18 protein-coding genes and 1 pseudogene are annotated in these 16,992 nt (G+C 67.0%); 8 read left to right on the top strand and 11 right to left on the bottom strand.

Annotated features, from left to right (window positions below):
- Positions 1 to 3: 3 nt before the first annotated feature.
- Entirely contained in the window at positions 4 to 411 is a 408-nt protein-coding gene (locus GOQ09_RS08465) for a DUF2069 domain-containing protein (RefSeq protein WP_157613032.1), read from the bottom strand.
- A gap of 64 nt (positions 412 to 475) precedes the next feature.
- Here GOQ09_RS08465 and GOQ09_RS08470 point away from each other — a divergent pair, with 64 nt between their 5' ends.
- Positions 476 to 1,687: a YihY family inner membrane protein gene (locus GOQ09_RS08470; RefSeq protein ID WP_157613033.1), complete on the top strand. Its 1,212-nt coding sequence runs from the start codon at positions 476 to 478 to the stop codon at positions 1,685 to 1,687.
- A 6-nt stretch (positions 1,688 to 1,693) separates the two neighbouring features.
- On the opposite strand, the gene GOQ09_RS08475 is transcribed toward GOQ09_RS08470, so the two are convergent.
- Positions 1,694 to 2,032: an Mpo1-like protein gene (locus GOQ09_RS08475; RefSeq protein WP_126747457.1), complete on the bottom strand. Its 339-nt coding sequence runs from the start codon at positions 2,030 to 2,032 to the stop codon at positions 1,694 to 1,696.
- 101 nt (positions 2,033 to 2,133) lie between these two features.
- Between GOQ09_RS08475 and GOQ09_RS08480 the strand changes: the two genes are divergently transcribed.
- Together GOQ09_RS08480 and GOQ09_RS08485 are read left to right on the top strand one after the other, a co-directional pair.
- Positions 2,134 to 2,520: a thioredoxin family protein gene (locus GOQ09_RS08480; RefSeq protein ID WP_157613034.1), complete on the top strand. Its 387-nt coding sequence runs from the start codon at positions 2,134 to 2,136 to the stop codon at positions 2,518 to 2,520.
- Between the two features lie 13 nt (positions 2,521 to 2,533).
- Positions 2,534 to 3,200 (top strand): annotated as a pseudogene (locus tag GOQ09_RS08485) (epimerase).
- Positions 3,201 to 3,203: 3 nt separating this feature from the next.
- On the opposite strand, the gene GOQ09_RS08490 reads toward GOQ09_RS08485, so the two are convergent.
- Positions 3,204 to 4,142, bottom strand: a complete 939-nt coding sequence (locus tag GOQ09_RS08490; RefSeq protein ID WP_157613035.1) for a LysR family transcriptional regulator — start codon at positions 4,140 to 4,142, stop codon at positions 3,204 to 3,206.
- 111 nt (positions 4,143 to 4,253) lie between these two features.
- Between GOQ09_RS08490 and GOQ09_RS08495 the strand changes: the two genes are divergently transcribed.
- Both GOQ09_RS08495 and GOQ09_RS08500 read left to right on the top strand, forming a co-directional pair.
- Entirely contained in the window at positions 4,254 to 5,672 is a 1,419-nt protein-coding gene (locus GOQ09_RS08495; RefSeq protein ID WP_157613036.1) for a M20 family metallopeptidase, read from the top strand.
- 20 nt (positions 5,673 to 5,692) lie between these two features.
- Complete coding sequence (locus GOQ09_RS08500) at positions 5,693 to 6,682, top strand: Bug family tripartite tricarboxylate transporter substrate binding protein (protein WP_157613037.1); 990 nt, start codon at positions 5,693 to 5,695, stop codon at positions 6,680 to 6,682.
- A gap of 7 nt (positions 6,683 to 6,689) precedes the next feature.
- Here the strand turns inward: GOQ09_RS08500 and GOQ09_RS08505 are convergent, their stop codons facing one another.
- Together GOQ09_RS08505 and GOQ09_RS08510 are read right to left on the bottom strand one after the other, a co-directional pair.
- The gene (locus GOQ09_RS08505) at positions 6,690 to 7,502 is read right to left on the bottom strand and encodes an alpha/beta fold hydrolase (RefSeq protein ID WP_157613038.1); all 813 of its coding nucleotides are present in this window, start codon (positions 7,500 to 7,502) and stop codon (positions 6,690 to 6,692) included.
- Between the two features lie 346 nt (positions 7,503 to 7,848).
- Complete coding sequence (locus tag GOQ09_RS08510; protein ID WP_157613039.1) at positions 7,849 to 9,159, bottom strand: O-acetylhomoserine aminocarboxypropyltransferase; 1,311 nt, start codon at positions 9,157 to 9,159, stop codon at positions 7,849 to 7,851.
- A gap of 143 nt (positions 9,160 to 9,302) precedes the next feature.
- On the opposite strand from GOQ09_RS08510, the gene GOQ09_RS08515 reads away from it, so the two are divergent.
- Positions 9,303 to 9,743 carry a CBS domain-containing protein gene (locus GOQ09_RS08515; RefSeq protein WP_126747450.1) on the top strand — a complete coding sequence of 147 codons (441 nt, stop codon included), beginning with the start codon at positions 9,303 to 9,305 and terminating at the stop codon, positions 9,741 to 9,743.
- Positions 9,744 to 9,773: 30 nt separating this feature from the next.
- On the opposite strand, the gene GOQ09_RS08520 is transcribed toward GOQ09_RS08515, so the two are convergent.
- Positions 9,774 to 10,769 carry a Bug family tripartite tricarboxylate transporter substrate binding protein gene (locus GOQ09_RS08520; protein WP_431769303.1) on the bottom strand — a complete coding sequence of 332 codons (996 nt, stop codon included), beginning with the start codon at positions 10,767 to 10,769 and terminating at the stop codon, positions 9,774 to 9,776.
- 8 nt (positions 10,770 to 10,777) lie between these two features.
- Positions 10,778 to 11,869 (bottom strand): adenosine deaminase family protein, encoded by a 1,092-nt coding sequence (locus tag GOQ09_RS08525; RefSeq protein WP_207309938.1) that lies wholly within the window; start codon positions 11,867 to 11,869, stop codon positions 10,778 to 10,780.
- Positions 11,870 to 11,956: 87 nt separating this feature from the next.
- Here GOQ09_RS08525 and GOQ09_RS08530 point away from each other — a divergent pair, with 87 nt between their 5' ends.
- On the top strand, positions 11,957 to 12,913 hold the full coding sequence (locus tag GOQ09_RS08530; RefSeq protein ID WP_157613042.1) for a LysR family transcriptional regulator: 957 nt from the start codon (positions 11,957 to 11,959) through the stop codon (positions 12,911 to 12,913).
- 24 nt (positions 12,914 to 12,937) lie between these two features.
- On the opposite strand, the gene GOQ09_RS08535 is transcribed toward GOQ09_RS08530, so the two are convergent.
- Positions 12,938 to 14,155, bottom strand: coding sequence for a polyhydroxyalkanoate depolymerase (locus GOQ09_RS08535; protein ID WP_157613043.1), 1,218 nt, complete (start codon positions 14,153 to 14,155; stop codon positions 12,938 to 12,940).
- 101 nt (positions 14,156 to 14,256) lie between these two features.
- On the opposite strand from GOQ09_RS08535, the gene GOQ09_RS08540 reads away from it, so the two are divergent.
- Entirely contained in the window at positions 14,257 to 14,913 is a 657-nt protein-coding gene (locus GOQ09_RS08540) for a glutathione S-transferase (RefSeq protein ID WP_157613044.1), read from the top strand.
- Between the two features lie 14 nt (positions 14,914 to 14,927).
- Here the strand turns inward: GOQ09_RS08540 and GOQ09_RS08545 are convergent, their stop codons facing one another.
- From GOQ09_RS08545 to GOQ09_RS08555, 3 genes are read right to left on the bottom strand one after another with little or no spacing between them, the layout of a single operon-like run.
- Positions 14,928 to 15,275, bottom strand: a complete 348-nt coding sequence (locus GOQ09_RS08545) for a DOPA 4,5-dioxygenase family protein (protein ID WP_157613045.1) — start codon at positions 15,273 to 15,275, stop codon at positions 14,928 to 14,930.
- A 6-nt stretch (positions 15,276 to 15,281) separates the two neighbouring features.
- Complete coding sequence (locus GOQ09_RS08550) at positions 15,282 to 15,902, bottom strand: DUF4166 domain-containing protein (RefSeq protein ID WP_157613046.1); 621 nt, start codon at positions 15,900 to 15,902, stop codon at positions 15,282 to 15,284.
- Positions 15,899 to 16,945 (bottom strand): SRPBCC domain-containing protein, encoded by a 1,047-nt coding sequence (locus tag GOQ09_RS08555; RefSeq protein ID WP_157613047.1) that lies wholly within the window; start codon positions 16,943 to 16,945, stop codon positions 15,899 to 15,901. Before GOQ09_RS08555 ends, GOQ09_RS08550 begins: the two co-directional genes overlap by 4 nt.
- Between the last annotated feature and the right edge of the window lie 47 nt (positions 16,946 to 16,992).

A 16,992-nucleotide genomic window follows, 5' to 3' on the forward strand; every position in this document is an offset into this window, starting at 1 on the left:
GCGTCATTGGGTAGAAGCCTCCAGTTGGCGGGCGGCCTTGGCGTTGCGCAGGCGCAGCCGCACATGCGAGGCGCAGGCGGCAAAGAGCATGAGGCACAGCAGCACCTCGACCAGCGCGAGCACTTGCCCCACGCCGTTGGTGTCGCTCCAGGCGCGCACCACGCCCTCGGTGAAATAGAGCCAGATCATCAGGCTGACCCAGCGGTAGGTGTACATGCGGTTCTTGTAGAGCCCTGCGAGCGGGATGACAAGGGGCAGCACCTTCAGCGCCAGCAGCGAACCGCCCGGCCGTAGCGGCGCCAGCCACAGTTCCCAGGCCAGGCCCAGCACGATCAATCCGACGAGGCTGCCCACGGCAAGCCAACGGGTGGCGCGGACGGAAGAAGAGGCGTGCGGTGTGATGATTTGCATGGATGGAACACCGCGGAACTGGCGACACGAAGTGTGCAAAGACGAGGGGAGGGTTCGGGTTCTTATGATACCGGCCATGAATCGTCGTCAGCTGTGGAGGGATCTTTCGCGTTTTCCGTGGGGCAACACCGCGGCGGTGCTGGGCGAGCGTTTTCGCGAAGACCGCCTGGGGCTGACGGCCAGCAGCCTCACCTTCACCACCACCATTGCAATGGTGCCGTTCTTCACGGTGGCGCTGGCGCTCTTCACGGTGTTTCCGATGTTCGCCAAGCTGCAAGGGCGGCTGCAGCGCTGGTTCATAGAAAGCCTGATTCCGGACAACATCGCGCGGCAGGTGCTGGGCTACCTGAACCAGTTTTCCAGCAAGGCCGGTGGGCTGGGCATAGCGGGCCTGGTGGTGCTGCTGATCACCGCCATTGCGCTGATTCTCACGATCGACAAGACACTCAACAACATCTGGCGGGTGCGGTCGCCGCGGCCGCTTGCCCAGCGTGTGCTGATCTACTGGGCCGCCATCACACTCGGCCCGCTCATTCTTGCGGTGAGCCTTTCGACCACTTCGTATGTATTTGCCGCTTCGCGCGACGTGGTGGGCGGAAGCATCCTGAAGCTGTTCTTCGACACCTTCGAATTCGTGCTGCTCGCGGCCGGCATGGCGTCGCTCTATCACTATGTGCCCAACACCAACGTGCGCTGGTCGCATGCATGGGCCGGCGGCATCTTCGTGGCCGCGGCCATCGAGATTGCCAAGCGCGTGCTGGGCTACTACCTGAGCCTGGTGCCGACCTATTCGGTGCTCTACGGCGCCTTTGCCACGGTGCCGATCCTGCTGGTGTGGATCTACGTGGCGTGGGTCATCGTGCTGCTGGGGGCGGTCATCGCGGCCTATCTGCCGAGCCTGCTGACCGGCGTGGCCCGCCGCGGCGGCCGGGCGGGGTGGCCGCTGCAGCTGGCCATGGAAGTGCTTCAACACCTGGCACGTGCGCGCGCCACGCCCGCCAAGGGCATGGGCGCCACCGAACTCGTCACGCGCATGCGGGTGGACGCGCTGCAGCTGGTGCAAGTGATCGAGACCCTGGTGGCAATCGACTGGATTGCGCCGCTCGCCGAGGAAACGCCGAACGAAGACCCGCGCTACGTGCTGCTGGCCGATCCGTCCACGCCCATCGAGCCGCTGCTCACGGAGCTGCTGATGCCTCGGGCCGAGCCACTCGAAGACCTGTGGCAAAAAGGGCCGCTGCGATCACTGCGCCTGGGTGATGTGCTCCTTATTTAGTAGCGGTCAGATCTTGACCCTGCCCAGCCAGATATCGCGGTACATCGCCCAATCTCCCATGAAGGAATAGAGCGGGCGCTTGAACGAGGCGGGCCGGTTCTTCTCGAAGCCGAAATGCCCGATCCAGGCAAAGCCGTAGCCCGCGACCAGCCCGGCCAGCAGCCAGAGCGGATCGAGCGTGACCACCAGGGCCACCAGGCACACCAGCGAAATGGTCGAGCCCACGAAGTGCAGGCGCCGGCAGGTGCGGTTGGCGTGTTCGGTCAGGTAGAACGGGTAGAACTCCGCAAAGCTCTTGAAACGTCGCGGATCGACAGCAGATTCCGGGGCAGTCGTGGTGTTCATCGTGCGAGTCTCCTGGGCGCCAAAGGCGCTTTGTTCATAATAGCCACGACCTCGCGGCCGCACCACTGCGGCTTTGTATTCACACCTTCACGGCATCAGCTTTGAGCGCTCTTCCCGCCGCCGCCCCCGAATCCGCCGAGCCGGCCGGCGCCGCGCCATGGGTCGTGTGCCTGTGCGCCGAATGGTGCGGCACCTGCCGCGACTACCGGCCGCTGCTGGAGCAGGTGGCGCGGGCGCATCCGCAATTCCGCTTTGCCTGGGTCGACATCGAAGACCACGCCGAGATCGCCGATGCGTTCGATGTCGAGACCTTTCCCACGCTGCTGATTGCCGGCGCCGAGGGCACCCGCTTTCTGGGCCCGCTGCTGCCGCATGCCGAAACGCTTTCGCGCATGCTCGGCGCGCTGCAGGCGCCCCAGCCCTCCAGCCTGGACGTCGACCTGCTGCTGGCTGTGCTCGAAAAGCGGCCCGCCGAATTCGCGGTCTGACCGCGCGCCCCGCATGAACATACTGATCTTCGGCGCCACCGGCATGGTGGGTCAGGGCGTGCTGCGCGAATGCCTGCTTGCGCCCGATGTGGCGCGCGTGGTCGCCGTCGGCCGCAATGCCACCGGGCAGCAGCACCCGAAGTTGCAGGACGTGGTGATCAAGGACATGTACGACTACACCGGCTTCGAGCCGCAGTTGCAGGGCTTCGATGCCTGCTTCTTCTGCCTGGGCGTGTCGTCCGTCGGCCATGAAAGAGGCCGACTACAAGCGCATCACCTATGACCTGACGATGGCTGCGGCCACGGTGCTCGCGCGGCTTAACCCGGGGATGACCTTCACCTATGTGACCGGCGCAGGCACCGACAGCAGCGAGCGCGGCAGCAGCATGTGGGCGCGCGTGAAGGGGGCCACCGAAAACGCATTGCTCAAGCTGCCGTTCAAGGCGGCCTACATGTTTCGCCCCGGCATGATCCAGCCGTTGCACGGTGTGCGTTCGAAGACGCCTCTCTACCAGGGCGCCATCATGGTGCTGAAGCCGGTGCTGGGGCTTGCCTACCGGCTGTGGCCAGCCAAGGTGACGACGACCGAAAAAGTGGGCCGCGCCATGCTGGCGGTGGCGCGGCACGGCGCACCGAAAGTGCTGCTCGACCCGGCCGACATCAACGCCCTGGGGCGCTGAAGCTCACGCGCTCGAGCGTGCGCGCCCCAGCTTGCGCCGGCCGGCGCTGGCGATGGCGTTCACCAGGTGTTGCACGAATTCTTGCGCCAGCGGCGTGAGGGTGCGGCCTTCGAGCGCCAGCACCTGAAGCTGCCGCTGCTGCAGCGGCGCCTCGGCAAACGGGCGCGCTACCACCGTGCCCGCGTCGATCAGGTGCGTGACCGTGAGATGCCCCGACAGCATTACGTCCGGCGTGCGCAGAAGCGGCAGCAGCACCGATGAAAAATTGCTGACAAAAATCGCGCGGTACTGCAGCCCCTGCAGGCTGCACGCCTGGTCGAACAGCTGCCGCGCGGTCACCCCCTTGTCGCCGACCGCCAGCGGAAACCGCACCGCATCCGCCACCGACACCACCCGCTGCCGCGCCAGCGGATGGTCGGGGCGCAGCACCGCGAACACGGGAGCATTCGCCGAGTGTTCGATCCTCAGGCCGGGCTCCGGCGCCACCACGTATTTGAGTGCGATGTCGGCCTCGCCGCGCGCGAGCAGCGCGCTCACGCCATCGGGCGAGCCCACGTGGAGTTCGAGCTGCGTGCCCGGATGGGCCGACTCGAATCCGCGCATGACCTGCGGCATGAAGTGGGCCGCGAAGCCTTCGGTGCACGCCATGCGAATGCGGTGTGCGCTGCGGCCGCCGAGGTCCCGCACCTGCTCGATGACCTGTTCGATGTCGAGCTGCGCATTGCGCAGATGCGCAGCGAGCCGCTCGCCGGCCGCATTGAGTGCCATGCCGCGTGCGTGGCGCTCGAACAGGGGCGTGCCCAAGCTGTCTTCAAGCTTGGTGATCTGCCGGCTGACCGCGGACGAGGCCACGAACAGCCGCGCCGCCGCCTGGCTCACCGAGCCGCTTCGCGCCACTTCCAGGAAATGGCGCATCGGAATGCTGAGGAGCGGTGGTGTCATTGGATTCGAGCCTTGCCTTGAAGGCAATGGTAGCTTGCGAAAACGGTGCTGGAAGCATCGCGCTTCAGGCCTTGTACTTGCTGCACCCCACGAACACCGGAAAACCTCTTCATGCAACGTAACGAGAGCCTTGCCGCTGCCGCCGCCTATTTCGACGACGGACGCTTCTTTGCCGACCTGCAGCGGCGTGTCGCCTTTCGTACCGAAAGCGACACCGGCGCCGCCACGCCCGCGCTCGGCGCCTACTTGCGCGAGGAGCTGGCGCCGCCGCTGGCCGCGCTGGGCTTCGAGTGCGAGATCGTCGAGAACCCCGTGCCCGGCGGCGGGCCCTTCCTGATCGCGCGCCGCATCGAAGACCCCGCATTGCCCACCGTGCTGAGCTACGGCCACGGCGACGTGGTGAGCGGGCAGGACGCGCATTGGGACGAGGGCCTCGGCCCCTGGGCGCTCACCGTGCGAGGCGACCGCTGGTACGGGCGCGGCACGGCCGACAACAAGGGCCAGCACACCATTGCGCTCGGCGGGCTGGCGGCTGCGCTGCGCGCGCGGGGCGGGCGCCTGGGCTACAACATCACCTGGCTCATCGAAACCGGCGAAGAGGCCGCCTCGCCGGGCTTGCATGCCGTGTGCGAGCAGCAGCGCGACAAGCTGCGTGCCGACCTGTTCATTGCCAGCGACGGGCCGCGCGTGAGCGCCGAGCGGCCCACGCTCTTTCTTGGCTCGCGCGGCGCCATCAACTTCAGCCTGCGGCTGCGTGCCCGGGCGCGGGGCTATCACTCGGGCAACTGGGGCGGCGTGCTCGCCAACCCGGCCACAGTGCTGAGCCACGCGGTGGCCTCGCTGGTGGACGCGCGCGGTCGCATTCTGGTCGATGCCCTGCGCCCGCCGGAAATTCCGCAAGGCGTGCGCAAGGCGCTGGCCGATATCGGCATCGGAGGCGGTGCCGACGACCCCACGCTGGACGAAGGCTGGGGCGAGCCCGGTCTAACCCCTGCGGAGCGGCTCGTGGCGTGGAACACCATCGAGGTGCTTGCGGTCGGCGCTGGATCGCCGCAGCGGCCGGTGAACGCGATTCCCTCCGAGGCGGTGGCGCATTGCCAGTTGCGTTTCGTGGTCGGAACGCCGTGGCGCGACTTGGCGAACATCGTGCGCGCGCATCTGGATGCGCGCGGCTTCGGCAACGTCGAGGTGCAGGTCACGCTCGAGGGCGCCGCCACGCGGCTCGACGTGGAGAACCCCTGGGTCGACTGGGCCCGGCGCTCCATCGAAGACAGCAGCGGCCGGCGCATCGACCTGCTGCCCAACCTCGCGGGCTCGTTGCCCAACGACGTCTTTGCCGACCTCCTGGGCTTGCCCACGCTGTGGGTGCCGCATTCCTATCCGGCCTGCGCGCAGCATGCGCCCAACGAACACCTGCTGGCCTCGCTCGCGCGGGAGGGCCTGCAGATCATGGCGGGCCTGTATTGGGACCTGGGCGAGCCGGGGCTCGCGCCGTGGGCGGCCGAGAAAAAACAGCATGCCGCCTCCTGATCTTTCTTTCTGGACGAACCATGAAAACTGCTCTCTCTCTTAGCCTTCGAAGCCTGCTGGCCTGTGCTTCGGCATTCATCGCCTTGCATGCGCCCGCCCTCGCGCAGGACGCCTGGCCCGACAGGCCCGTGAAGCTGGTCGTGCCCTTTCCGCCCGGCGGCGGCACCGACATCGTCGCGCGGGCGATGGGGCAGGGCTTGTCGGAGCGGCTCGGCCAGCCCGTTGTCATCGACAACAAGCCCGGCGCCTCCACCATCATCGGCACCGATGCGGTCGCCAAGGCCGCGCCGGACGGCTACACGCTGCTGCTCTCGGGCTCCACCAGCTACAGCGTGAACCCCGCGCTTCGCGCCAAGCTGCCCTACGACCCGGCGCGCGATCTCGCGCCCATTGCCATCGTCGCGCGCACGCCGCTGGTGCTGGTGGTGGGGGCAGGCACTCCATGGCGCTCGTTGCCGGAACTCATCGCCGCCGCCAAGGCCAAGCCGAAGAGCATTCGCTACGCGACTTTCGGCGCCGGCTCGGGGCCGCACCTGGCGGGCGAACTGCTCGCGCTGGCTGCGGGCATTCAGCTGCAGGACATTCCGTACAAGGGCAGCAGCCAGGGCTCGATGGCGGTGATTGGCGGCGAGATCGAGATCGGCATCGACACCGTGGCGGCCGTGGCGCCGCACGTGCGCTCGGGCAAGCTGCGTGCGCTGGGCATCGTGGGCGCGACGCGCTCCAGCATGCTGCCCGAGGTGCGCACCCTGGCCGAGCAGGGGCTGCCAGACGCGACCTTCGACGCCTGGTACGGCTTTGCCGCGCCGGCTCGCACGCCGGCACCGGTGCTCGACAAGCTGGCGAGGGCGGTCACCGCAACCATGAGCAGCCCGGCCTTGCAGGCGCAGCTTCGCACGCAAGGCATGGAGCCGGTGGCAATCGGCGCGGCGGCGTTCCGCAGCCAGATGGAGGGCGAGATCTCGCGCTACCGGGCGCTGGCCCATCGCGCTGGCATTGCGCCCGAATAACGTTGGCTCAGGCCGGCTTGCCGACGAAGTCGCGCACCGCAAACAGCACTTCGTCGGGTGCCTCGCTCATCAGCGAGTGCCCCGCATGCACAGTGACAACCTTGCCCTGCTTCGCCTTGCCGGCCAGTGCCTTGGTGGCGCGCGGCGGCGTCATCTGGTCGGCATCGCCTAGCAGGAAGAGCACGGGGCACTGCACAGCTTCGATGGCTTTTTCGCCGTTGGCGTAGTCGTTGCAGGCCTTGAAGCCGATGTGGAACACGTTGGCGCTGCGGTTGCTTGCGAGCACGCGGCGCATCAGCGCGCGCGAGCTGCCGTAAAGCCAGGTGCCGGGGCCGAGCGAGGAGGGCGGTGGCGCAAGCAGCGAGTGCGAGAAGGTGTTGACCATGGCGATGGCGCGCTGCGGATCGTTGAGCGCGCCGTCGAGCAATGCGGGCGAGACGGTCATCGGGTAGGCGGTGCCCACCAGCGCAAGATGGGTGACGCGCTCGGGTGCACGCGAAGCCGCTTCGAGCGCAATGAGCGAGCCGAAGCTGTGGCCGACCAGCGCAGCCTTTTGCACACCGGCCGCGTCGAGCAGCGCAATGACGAACTGCGCAGCCTCTTCCACGCTCGCGGGCGGCGGGCCTTCGCTCTTGCAATGGCCGGGCAGGTCGAGCGCGAGCACGTTCCAGCCGTGGTTGGCGAACCAGCGGCTTTGCAGGATCCACACGCTGTGGTCGTTGAGCACGCCATGGATGAACACCACGGTGGGCTTGTTTGCATCGAAGGCCTTGCCGCCGGTGTAGCAATAGGCGGTGTGGCTGTTGACTGTGTAGTTCATGTCAGTTGCTTTGCCGTTGTGTTGCGGATTGCGCGTCGTCTTGTTCGGGGCGCGTGCAAAGGCCACCGGGTGCTCCCCTCCGCGAATGTCCCCCGGGGCTGCGCCCCTCCTCCTTTATTTCGCTGCGGGGAGCACCCGATGCCCTGTGCACTGGGGCACGCTGCCGGTGTGTCGCTGATCAACAACTGCTCCGTATAACGCACCCGCTGGCGGGGTGCCTTGCGCAGCGAAATAAAGGAGGAGGCCGCAGGCCGGGGGACATTCGCGGAGAAAGGTACCCCGTCGGCGGGGGCGCGCCCTGAATGAACCCGAACCCCAGAGCGCCGAACGCGAACACAAAGCATCCTCAACCTCCTGCCTTTTCCGCAGCCTTCAGCGCCCGCTTCAGGTCGTCGATCAGGTCCGCCGGATCTTCAAGCCCGATCGAAAGCCGGATCGTCCCTTGCGAAATGCCCGCACCCGCCAGCGCCTCGTCGGCCATGCGGAAGTGCGTGGTGCTGGCCGGGTGGATCACCAGGCTGCGGCAATCGCCCACATTCGCCAGGTGGCTGAAGAGCTTGAGCGCCTCGATGAAGGCCTTGCCCTGCGCGCGGCTGCCCTTCATGTCGAAGCTGAACACCGCGCCCGCGCCGCGTGCGCCGTGGCGCAACAGCTTTTGCGCGAGCGCGTGGCTCGGGTGCGACTCGATCAGCGGATGGCCCACGCGCGACACGAAGGGGTGGCTCGCGAGAAACTCGACCACCTTTTGCGTGTTGTCGATGTGGCGTTCCATGCGCAGCGGCAGGGTTTCGATGCCCTGCAAGATCAGCCATGCGGTGTGCGGGCTCATCGAGGCGCCGAAGTCGCGCAGGCCCTCGCGCCGCGCGCGCAGCAGGAAGGCGCCGACCGTGCTCTCTTCGCTGAAGACCATGTTGTGAAAGCCGTCGTAGGCCTGGGTCAGCTCCGCGAATTTGCCCGACTTCTCCCAGTCGAAGCTGCCGCCGTCGACCACCACGCCGCCAATCACGGTGCCGTGGCCAGAGAGGAACTTGGTGGCCGAGTGGTAGACCAGGTCGGCGCCCCAGTCGAAGGGCTTGATCAGGTAGGGCGAGGTGAGCGTGGAGTCGACCAGCAGCGGCACGCCGGCTTCGTGGGCAATGTCGCTCACCGCCGGAATGTCGAGCACGTCGAGCCCGGGGTTGCCCACGGTTTCGCCGAAGAAGAGCTTGGTTTCGGGGCGCACCGCGGCGCGCCAGCCGTCCAGGTCGCCGGGCTTCACAAACGTGGTTTCGATGCCGAAGCGCCGCATCGTGTAGTGCAGCAGGTTCTGCGAGCCGCCGTAGAGCGCGGTGCTGGCCACGATGTGCGAGCCCGCGCCCATGAGCGTGGCGATCGATAGGTGCAGCGCGGCCTGCCCGCTGGCGGTGGCAATGGCGCCAATGCCGCCTTCGAGCGCCGAAACGCGCTGCTCGAGCACCGCGTTGGTCGGGTTGCTGATGCGCGAGTACACATGGCCCGCGCGCTCCAGGTTGAAGAGCGCCGCCGCATGGTCGCTCGACTCGAAGACAAAAGACGTGGTGAGATGGATCGGCACCGCCCGCGCGCCGGTGGCGGGGTCGGGCGCGGCGCCGGCGTGCAGCGCCAAAGTATCGAATCCGGGGTCGGAATAGCCGGGCATGAGCACCTTTCTGGGTTCGTTCGCAATGCCCCGTTACGTCTGCTAATCATGCGCGCGCATCATGGGCGTGGGAGTCGGCGCCGATTGTGGGCTATATTCAAATCGGCACCGCCGCCGAGAACGATTTCCGAGAGGAGCACACGATGAAAGTCAGCGACATCCTTCGCGTCAAGGGCAACACGCTCTTCACCATCACGCCTGACGACCTGCTGGCCGAAGCGGTCAAGACCATGGCGGAAAAGGACATCGGCTCCCTGGTGGTCATGGAACACGGCGACCTGGTCGGCATGCTCACCTTCAGGGAAGTGATCGTGGCCCTGGTCGACAACGGCGGCCAGGTGGGCGGCACGCTCGTGCGCAAGGCCATGGACGACGCGCCCGTCACGTGCACCCTCGAAACCGAGCTCGACGAAATCCGCCGCATCATGCTGGAGCGCCACGCGCGCTACATGCCCGTCATGGACAAGCGCATGCTGATGGGCGTGATCAGCTTCTACGACGTGGCCAAGGCGGTGGTGGACAGCCAGAACTTCGAGAACAAGATGCTCAAGGCCTACATCCGCGATTGGCCTGAAGAGCAATAGCCAGCCGCGCGCCGGCTATGCCCGGCGAGCTTATTCCTTGATATTGGCCGACTGCACGATCTTCTGATTGCGGGCGTATTCGGCCTGCACGAACTGGCCGAACTGCTCGGGCGTGCCGTTGCCGGGCAGGGCGCCCTGCTCGTTGAGCTTGGCACGCACCTGCTCTTCGGCCAGCACCGCGTTCAGCTCCTGGTTGAGGCGCGCCACCACAGCGGCGGGCGTCTTCGCGGGCGCGAAGATGCCGGTCCAGCTCACCATGTCATAGCCTTTCAGTCCGGGCATCTCGTTGAAGGTGGGCACATTGGGCAGCGCGGCAAGGCGCTGGCTGCCGGTAATGCCCAGCGCCTTCAGTCGGTTGCCGTTCACATGCGGAATGGCGCTGGTGCTGACCAGCATTGCCAGGTCGACCTGGTTGCCGATCACGTCCGTGGCAATCTGCGCACCGCCGCGGTAGGGCACGTGGGTCACGAAGATGCCGCTGCGCTGCTTGAGAAGCTCCATCGCCAGTTGCAGCACCGTGCCCACGCCCGAGGTGGCGTAGTTGTAGGCGCCGGGCTTGGCCTTGGCGAGCTTCACGAAGTCGGCATACGTCTGGGCCTCCAGGCCGGGGCGTGCGACCAGCACCATCGGCGCGGTGTTGAGCATGCCGACCGGAGCCAGGTCCTTGAGCGGATCGAACTTGAACGCCGAAGGGTTGACCAACCGCCCGATGGCGATGGCGCTGTCGGGCCCGACCACCAGCGTGTAGCCGTCGGGCGCCGCATTCACGGCCTTGGCCACGCCGATGGCGCCGCCCGCGCCGCTCACGTTTTCGATCACGACCGACTGCTTCAACCGGTCGGCCAGCCGCGTGGCGACGAGGCGGGCGTTGACGTCCACGCTGCCGCCGGCCGTGTAGGGAACGATCAGCGTGATCGGCTTGGCAGCGGGCCACGCAGCCTGGGCGAGTGCTGCGGCAGGCAGCATCGCGCAGAAGAGGGTGGCGGCCAGAACAGTGCGGCGGGGGAGGTGGGCGGATTGGGTCATGGCGTGGCTCATTGCGGATGGGCGGGTTGCGGTTCTTGTGCAAGGCGGGCGCGCAGCGCGTCGAACTCCTGGCTCCATTGGGTGCGCCATTCGCGGCGCTGGGTGTCGTCGATCCACGCGCCGTCGAGCCCGTTGTGCATGAAGCCGCGCAGGTCGTCCAGCCCGAAGCCGAAGTCGCGCACCATCATCAGCCAGGCCTGCGTGGGCGTGACCTTGTGCAGCGTCGGGTCGTCGGTGTTGGGGTGGATGCGCAGGCCCAGGCCGGGCATGCGGCGAATGGGATGGTCGAGCGCCCAGCGTTCCGGCGGCAGGGTGCGCAGGTAATAAGAGTTGGTGGGCACCACGGTAAAGATCACGCCGCGCTCGGCGCACTGGCGCGCGAAGTCGGGCTGGTCGACCACCGTGTAGCCGTGGTCGATGCGGTCGACCTCCAGCGTATCGAGCGCGGTGCGCACGTTGGTCCAGGGCATGCCGAACTCGCCTGCGTGCGCGGTGGCCTTGAGCCCCGCGCGCCGGGCTTGGGCATACGCCTCGGCAAAAAGCTCGGGCGGCCTGTCGACCTCGCGGTAGTCGATGCCGATGCCGATCACCTCGTCGCAGCGGTGCGCCTTGACCCATTCCACCATCTCGACGGCAGCCTCGGGGCTGGCTTCGCGGTCGATGGCAGCAATGAGGCGGCCGATGATGCCGAACTCCTGCTGCGCGTCCTGGATGGCGCGCACGATCGCGCACTGCGCCGCCGGATACGGAATGCCGGAGCCGTGCACCGTGCCCGTCGGGTTCCAGAAGAACTCGGCGTAGCGCACGTTGTGCGCGGCGGCGTCCTCCAGGTATTCATGGGTCAGCTGGTACAGGTCGCCGGGGCTGCGGACCAGCTGCGCGTCGAGCGCGCGCAGCACGCGCAGCACGCCGACGGGCTTTTCTCCACGCGTATAGAAGCCCTCGATTTCATCGGCCGCCAGCGGCGAACCGGCGCGATGGTTGAGCTGCTTGAAGGTTTCGTGGCGCACTGTGCCGAACAGGTGGCAATGCAGCTCCACCTTGGGCATCGCAAGCAGCATGGCTTCCAGCGTGAGGGGCGGCAGGTCCGGGCGGTTCATGCCGCGCAGTCTAGGGAGCGCCGCCTCATAAGCAAAATTTTGAATTTCTATAATTTGATTCACCCAATCAATCGCCGACCCAGCTCCATGGCCTCTCCGCCGCTTCGGGCGCTCACGCTGCGCCAGCTTCAGTTCTTCTCGGTGCTGGTGGAAGAAGGGCACTTCGGCCGCGCCGCGCGCCGGCTGGCCATTACCCAGCCGGCGCTGAGCAACGCCATCAAGCAGATGGAAAAGCTGCTGGGCGCCGAGCTGCTGACCCGTTCCACCCACCGGCTGGAGCTCACGTCGGTAGGCGCCGAAGTTCTGGCGCGCACCGATTTTTTGGTCAATGCGTTCGACGTGGCGCTGCGCGACATCGAGAGCACGGTACAGCGCGGGCGGGCTTTCGTGCGCGTGGGGGTGATTCCGTCGGCCAGCGGGCGCGTCATGGCCGCTGCGGGCGAATTTCTCGAAACCGGACGGCGCGAGGTCGAAATTGCCTGGCGGGACGCGCCCTCGACCGTGTTGCTCGCCGAACTGCGCAGCGGCCAGCTCGACATGGCGGTTGCAGCCATCACGGAGCCGCCGGGCGGGCTGGCCTGCGTCGACCTGTTCCGTGACCCGCTGGTGCTGGTGGTGCGGCGCAACCATGCGCTGGCCGCGGACGCCGACGCGAGTTGGGAGGCCATCGGCAAGGAACGCCTGGTGCTGTTCGAGAGCGGCAGCATGCCGGCGCTCGGCAACCCCCCCCGTGCGCAGTTCGAGCAGGGGCCCGAGCCCCACCGCGTGAGCTATTCCGAAACGCTGTATGCGCTGGTGCGAAGCGGCCAGGCGCTGGGCCTGATGCCGCGGCTGTATACCTCGTCGCTGCGCGACCCTGAGCTGGTGGTGGTTCCGCTATCTAAGCCGCGCATCGAGCGGCGCGTGGTGCTGGCCTACCTGCCGGGGCCGATGCGCAACGTGGCGGCGCAGGAGCTGATTGCGTTCTTGCGCGATCGGCTTCCACAGGCCGGCGAAGCCGTGGTGCGGCGCGTGGCGGCGAAGGGCGCGCGGAGCCGGCGCTGAGATCGGCGCTGAACCCGGGTCGATCTAATGCAGCTCAGCCGCGGCGTGAATGGTTTCGCGCACGCGCGGATAGATCTGCGCATTCCACTTGCTGCCGCTGAAAACGCCGTAGTGCCCCACGCCGGCCTGCAGGTGGTGCGCCTTCAGGTACGGCCGGATGCCGGTGCACAGGTCTTGCGCCGCCACCGTCTGGCCGACAGCGCAGATGTCGTCGCGCTCGCCTTCGACCGTGAGCAGCGCGGTGCGGCGGATGGCGGCGGGGTTCACCGTGCGGTCGCCCACGGTGAGCACGCCGCGCGGCAGGTCGTAGGTCTGGAACACGCGCTCCACCGTCTCCAGGTAGAACTCGGCCGGCAGGTCATTCACCGCCAGGTATTCCTCGTAGAAGGCGGCGATGGTGCGCGCCTTCTCCAGTTCGCCCTCGACAAGATGCTTGGCCATGTCCTCGAACTGCTTCTTGTGGCGCTCGGGGTTCATGCTCATGAAGGCCGAAAGCTGCAGGAAGCCCGGGTACACACGCCGCATCATGCCGGCGTGCGGCCATGGCACGTGGCTGATCAGGTTGCGCCGGAACCACTCGATAGGCTTGCCGGTGGCGAGCTTGTTCACACCGGTGGGGTTGATGCGGCAATCGACCGGGCCGGCCATGAGCGTGAGGCTGCGCGGCGTGGCGGGGTTGTCGTCTTCGGCCATGAGCGCGGTGGCGGCCAGCGCAGCCACGCAGGGCTGGCACACGGCCACCATGTGCACGCCCGGGCCGACCGCTTCCAGAAACTGGATAAGCTGCAGCGTGTAGTCGTCCAGGCTGAAGCCGCCATGCCACAGCGGCACGTCGCGCGCGTTGTGCCAGTCGGTCAGGTACACGTCGTGGTCGCGCAGCAGGGTGCGCACGGTTTCGCGCAGCAGCGTGGCAAAGTGGCCCGACAGTGGTGCAACCAGCAGCACGGGCGGGTGCACGGCCTTCGTGTCCTTGCGGAAGTGCAGCAGCGTGCCGAAGGGCGAAACCAGTGTTTTCTCTTCGTGCACGGCGGTTTCCACCCCGTCCACCACAACGCTGCGAATGGCGTAGGCCGGCCGCGAATGGGTGAGCCGCATGCGCGAAAACACCTCGAACTGCGCGGCCATGCGCCGCACCATGGTGCGTTCGGTGCCGTCCTTCCAGAGTGCCTGGCCGAGGTACTGGGCTGCGAGCCGGGAGGGCGAGAGCAGGTCGGCTTGGTTCTGGTAGGCCCGGTACAACATATAAGCAGTACAGGCAAGTTGCGGGCCAAGCGGTGGCACAGGCCTTGCACGGCAATGGGAGCCAACCCGGCAGCTAGGCAGACCCGCCAAGGAGACCCACGATGGCCAAACCTGTTCTCACCATCAGCAGCAAGAACTACGGCGCCTGGGCGCTGCGCGGCTGGCTGATGTGCAGGCTGGCCGGGCTGGACTTCAGCGAAAAGATCATTCCGCCCGACGACCCGGCCATGAAGGCCGAGATGCTGCTGCTCTCGTCCTCGATGCTGGTGCCCTCGCTGCAGCACGGCGGCGTGAAGGTGTGGGATACGCTGGCCATTGGCGAATACCTGAACGAGATCAAGCCCAAGGCAGGACTGCTGCCGGCGGACATCCAGGCCCGCGCGCATTGCCGCGCGATCTGCGGCGAAATGCATTCCGGCTTTGCTTCGATGCGCGGGGCCTTGCCGATGAACATCAAGGCCCGTTTTCCGGGTTTCAAGATCTGGTCGCGCGCGCAGGCCGACATCGACCGCATCGTCGCCATCTGGCGCGAATGCCTCAAGACCTACGGCGGCCCCCTCCTCTTCGGCAAGCAGCCCGGCATGGCCGACGCCATGTACGCCCCGGTGGTCACGCGCTTTCTGAGCTACGACGTGCCGCTCGACACCGTTTGCGCCTCTTACTGCAAGCGCGTGATGGACTTGCCGGCCATGCAGGAGTGGGTGGCCGCCGCAAAGCAGGAACCCGAGGAAATCGACGAGCTTGACGCGGAGTTCTGAGCAGGGCCGGCCGCCTAGTGCCGGAACATCCGCAGGTCGAGGGCGCTTTCCTCGCCCAGCCACATGGCATGCGCCGTGTGGTCGGCCAGGTCGTCGCCCGTGACGCCGTGCACAAAAATGTCGAGCCCGTTGCGGTTGGCCTCCAGCCATTCGATCACCTGGTCGAACTCGGCCGCGTCGAACGCAAGCTGGCAGCTCCAGTGCGGATGCGGCCCGACCGGGCGCTCATGCACCCGGCCGACCACCACCATCAGCTCGCGGCCCGCGCGCTCGCACAGCTGCCTTGCCTGCGCGACCGTGTCGGGGCCGAAGTAGACGTGGGCGTGGTATTGCGGATAGAGGTTTTCAGGGCGGCGCGGCATAGCGGCTCATTGTGGCCCTAACCTGAAGCGCCCGCTGTAGCGGAACACGTCGCCGAACCAGCGGTGGCGCAGCACCATCTTCATGGTGAAGCCGTCGGCGTCGGCTGGGTCGGGCCGCTCCTCGACGTAGGCGGTGCCCAGCAGCAGGCCCAGCGGCAACGGCAAGCGCAGCTTGCCAAGGCGCCAGATGTAGCCTTTGTCGCGAAACACCAGCGCGCCTTCTTCCGCGCTCACCGCCAGGCGCATGCCGATGCCGAAGCGCACGTATTCGACGACCTCGCTGCCGCGCTCTGCCACATGCGCCATGTGCGAGCGAAAGTGGAACGGCGCACGGCCTTCGAAGCGAAAGACACGGTCCCAGTACAAGAGAGCATCGTCCGGCCGGCAGCGGTAGTGCACATCGATCGGCACGCCGGTGCCGGTGTAGGGAACCAGCGCCCCGAACAGGCGGCCGATGGGCATGAGCAGCCTTGCCCACGGTGCGTGGTGCACTTCGTCCATGGTGCCGCGCACGCAGACATGGGCATTCGAGAACGGCGCCATGGTGTAGTGGCGGCGGATCACCTCACCCAACCGCTCCCAGGCGGGGCCGAGCACTTGCTGGAAGACGGGCCGAATGTCGCTCATGTGGCCGCCGCGGCTGCTTCGCTGCGCACCTTGTAGAAGTGCAGGATGTGCTCGGAAAAATCGCCGAGGAGGAAGTGCGCCACGCGATCGGCATACCAGTTGAAGCGCGTGCTCACGCGCCATGAAACGTCGATGCGAAGCTCCGTGCCGCCGTCGCGCGGCGTGAGCGTATAGGCCGAGTCGCGCAGGTCGAAATAGTGGCCGCCGATGAGCACATGGTCGTCCAGCGCACCGGCCGGAAAAGAGTCGGGCGAGAAGCGGTAGCGCCATTCCACGCGCTTCAGCGGCTGCCAGTCGGTAACGACTTCGTCGAAGTGCACGTTCTTCTGCCACTGCACCTTGCGCACGCGGCCTTCGGGCGTTTGCTCGGTGACGGCGGCCACCGGCATGGGCACGCCGATGCGGTAGGCCCAAGCGTCGCCGACTTCGGTGGGGCGAATGTCGCGCACATCGTTGAGCTCATGCCACACGCGTTCGGCGGGAGCGGCGATGAAGAGCGTGCGCGACGTTTTCGAGATCAGCTCCGGGTTGGGCAACTGCGGCTCGATGGCGCCGAGCAGCAGCGGCAACACCGCAAAGCTGTAGAGCGCGGGCTTGGGCCAATTGGTGATGCGGCAGACCAGCCCCATGGCCAAGCCGCCGAGGCTGCCCATGAAGGCGAACATCGGCACGATCACGATGGCGCAGATCATTCCCTCGATGTAGACCAGCAGCGTGCCGACCACGAACAGCGCGGTGGCAACCCAGGGTGCCCAGGTGTAGTAGCCCCAGCTGCGCCGCTCGATGCGCTCGGCCATGTAGACCGTGACGGCACCGCACACCGCGGGGGCAAGGTAGATGAAGGAGCCCAGCATGGCCGAGAAGCGCTGCCCCGGCAATCCGCTGAAGGCAATGCGCAGCACGAAGGCGGCCGCGGCGCCCACCAGCAGCGGCCAGAACCAGGCAAAGGGCATGCGGCGCTTCGGCGTCTCCTGCATTTCTGCTGCGCTGGCCGCGGCGGGTGGCAACTCGCGCGGTGCGGCGTCTTCGGGTTCGGTGCTCATGAAGGTTTCTTCTCCTCTTTGTGTTTGCTGTCTTGTTGTTTCGGTGG

The organism is Variovorax paradoxus (assembly GCF_009755665.1).
Taxonomy (GTDB): Bacteria; Pseudomonadota; Gammaproteobacteria; order Burkholderiales; family Burkholderiaceae_C; genus Variovorax; species Variovorax paradoxus_G.

Bases quoted from the DNA above. Each gene is read 5' to 3' on its own strand.
- GOQ09_RS08465 (WP_157613032.1), bottom strand. From the start codon at position 411: ATGCAAATCATCACACCGCACGCCTCTTCTTCCGTCCGCGCCACCCGT.
- GOQ09_RS08470 (WP_157613033.1), top strand. From the start codon at position 476: ATGATACCGGCCATGAATCGTCGTCAGCTGTGGAGGGATCTTTCGCGT.
- GOQ09_RS08475 (WP_126747457.1), bottom strand. From the start codon at position 2,032: ATGAACACCACGACTGCCCCGGAATCTGCTGTCGATCCGCGACGTTTC.
- GOQ09_RS08490 (WP_157613035.1), bottom strand. From the start codon at position 4,142: ATGACACCACCGCTCCTCAGCATTCCGATGCGCCATTTCCTGGAAGTG.
- GOQ09_RS08495 (WP_157613036.1), top strand. From the start codon at position 4,254: ATGCAACGTAACGAGAGCCTTGCCGCTGCCGCCGCCTATTTCGACGAC.
- GOQ09_RS08500 (WP_157613037.1), top strand. From the start codon at position 5,693: ATGAAAACTGCTCTCTCTCTTAGCCTTCGAAGCCTGCTGGCCTGTGCT.
- GOQ09_RS08505 (WP_157613038.1), bottom strand. From the start codon at position 7,502: ATGAACTACACAGTCAACAGCCACACCGCCTATTGCTACACCGGCGGC.
- GOQ09_RS08510 (WP_157613039.1), bottom strand. From the start codon at position 9,159: ATGCCCGGCTATTCCGACCCCGGATTCGATACTTTGGCGCTGCACGCC.
- GOQ09_RS08515 (WP_126747450.1), top strand. From the start codon at position 9,303: ATGAAAGTCAGCGACATCCTTCGCGTCAAGGGCAACACGCTCTTCACC.
- GOQ09_RS08520 (WP_431769303.1), bottom strand. From the start codon at position 10,769: ATGACCCAATCCGCCCACCTCCCCCGCCGCACTGTTCTGGCCGCCACC.
- GOQ09_RS08525 (WP_207309938.1), bottom strand. From the start codon at position 11,869: ATGAACCGCCCGGACCTGCCGCCCCTCACGCTGGAAGCCATGCTGCTT.
- GOQ09_RS08530 (WP_157613042.1), top strand. From the start codon at position 11,957: ATGGCCTCTCCGCCGCTTCGGGCGCTCACGCTGCGCCAGCTTCAGTTC.
- GOQ09_RS08535 (WP_157613043.1), bottom strand. From the start codon at position 14,155: ATGTTGTACCGGGCCTACCAGAACCAAGCCGACCTGCTCTCGCCCTCC.
- GOQ09_RS08540 (WP_157613044.1), top strand. From the start codon at position 14,257: ATGGCCAAACCTGTTCTCACCATCAGCAGCAAGAACTACGGCGCCTGG.
- GOQ09_RS08545 (WP_157613045.1), bottom strand. From the start codon at position 15,275: ATGCCGCGCCGCCCTGAAAACCTCTATCCGCAATACCACGCCCACGTC.
- GOQ09_RS08550 (WP_157613046.1), bottom strand. From the start codon at position 15,902: ATGAGCGACATTCGGCCCGTCTTCCAGCAAGTGCTCGGCCCCGCCTGG.
- GOQ09_RS08555 (WP_157613047.1), bottom strand. From the start codon at position 16,945: ATGAGCACCGAACCCGAAGACGCCGCACCGCGCGAGTTGCCACCCGCC.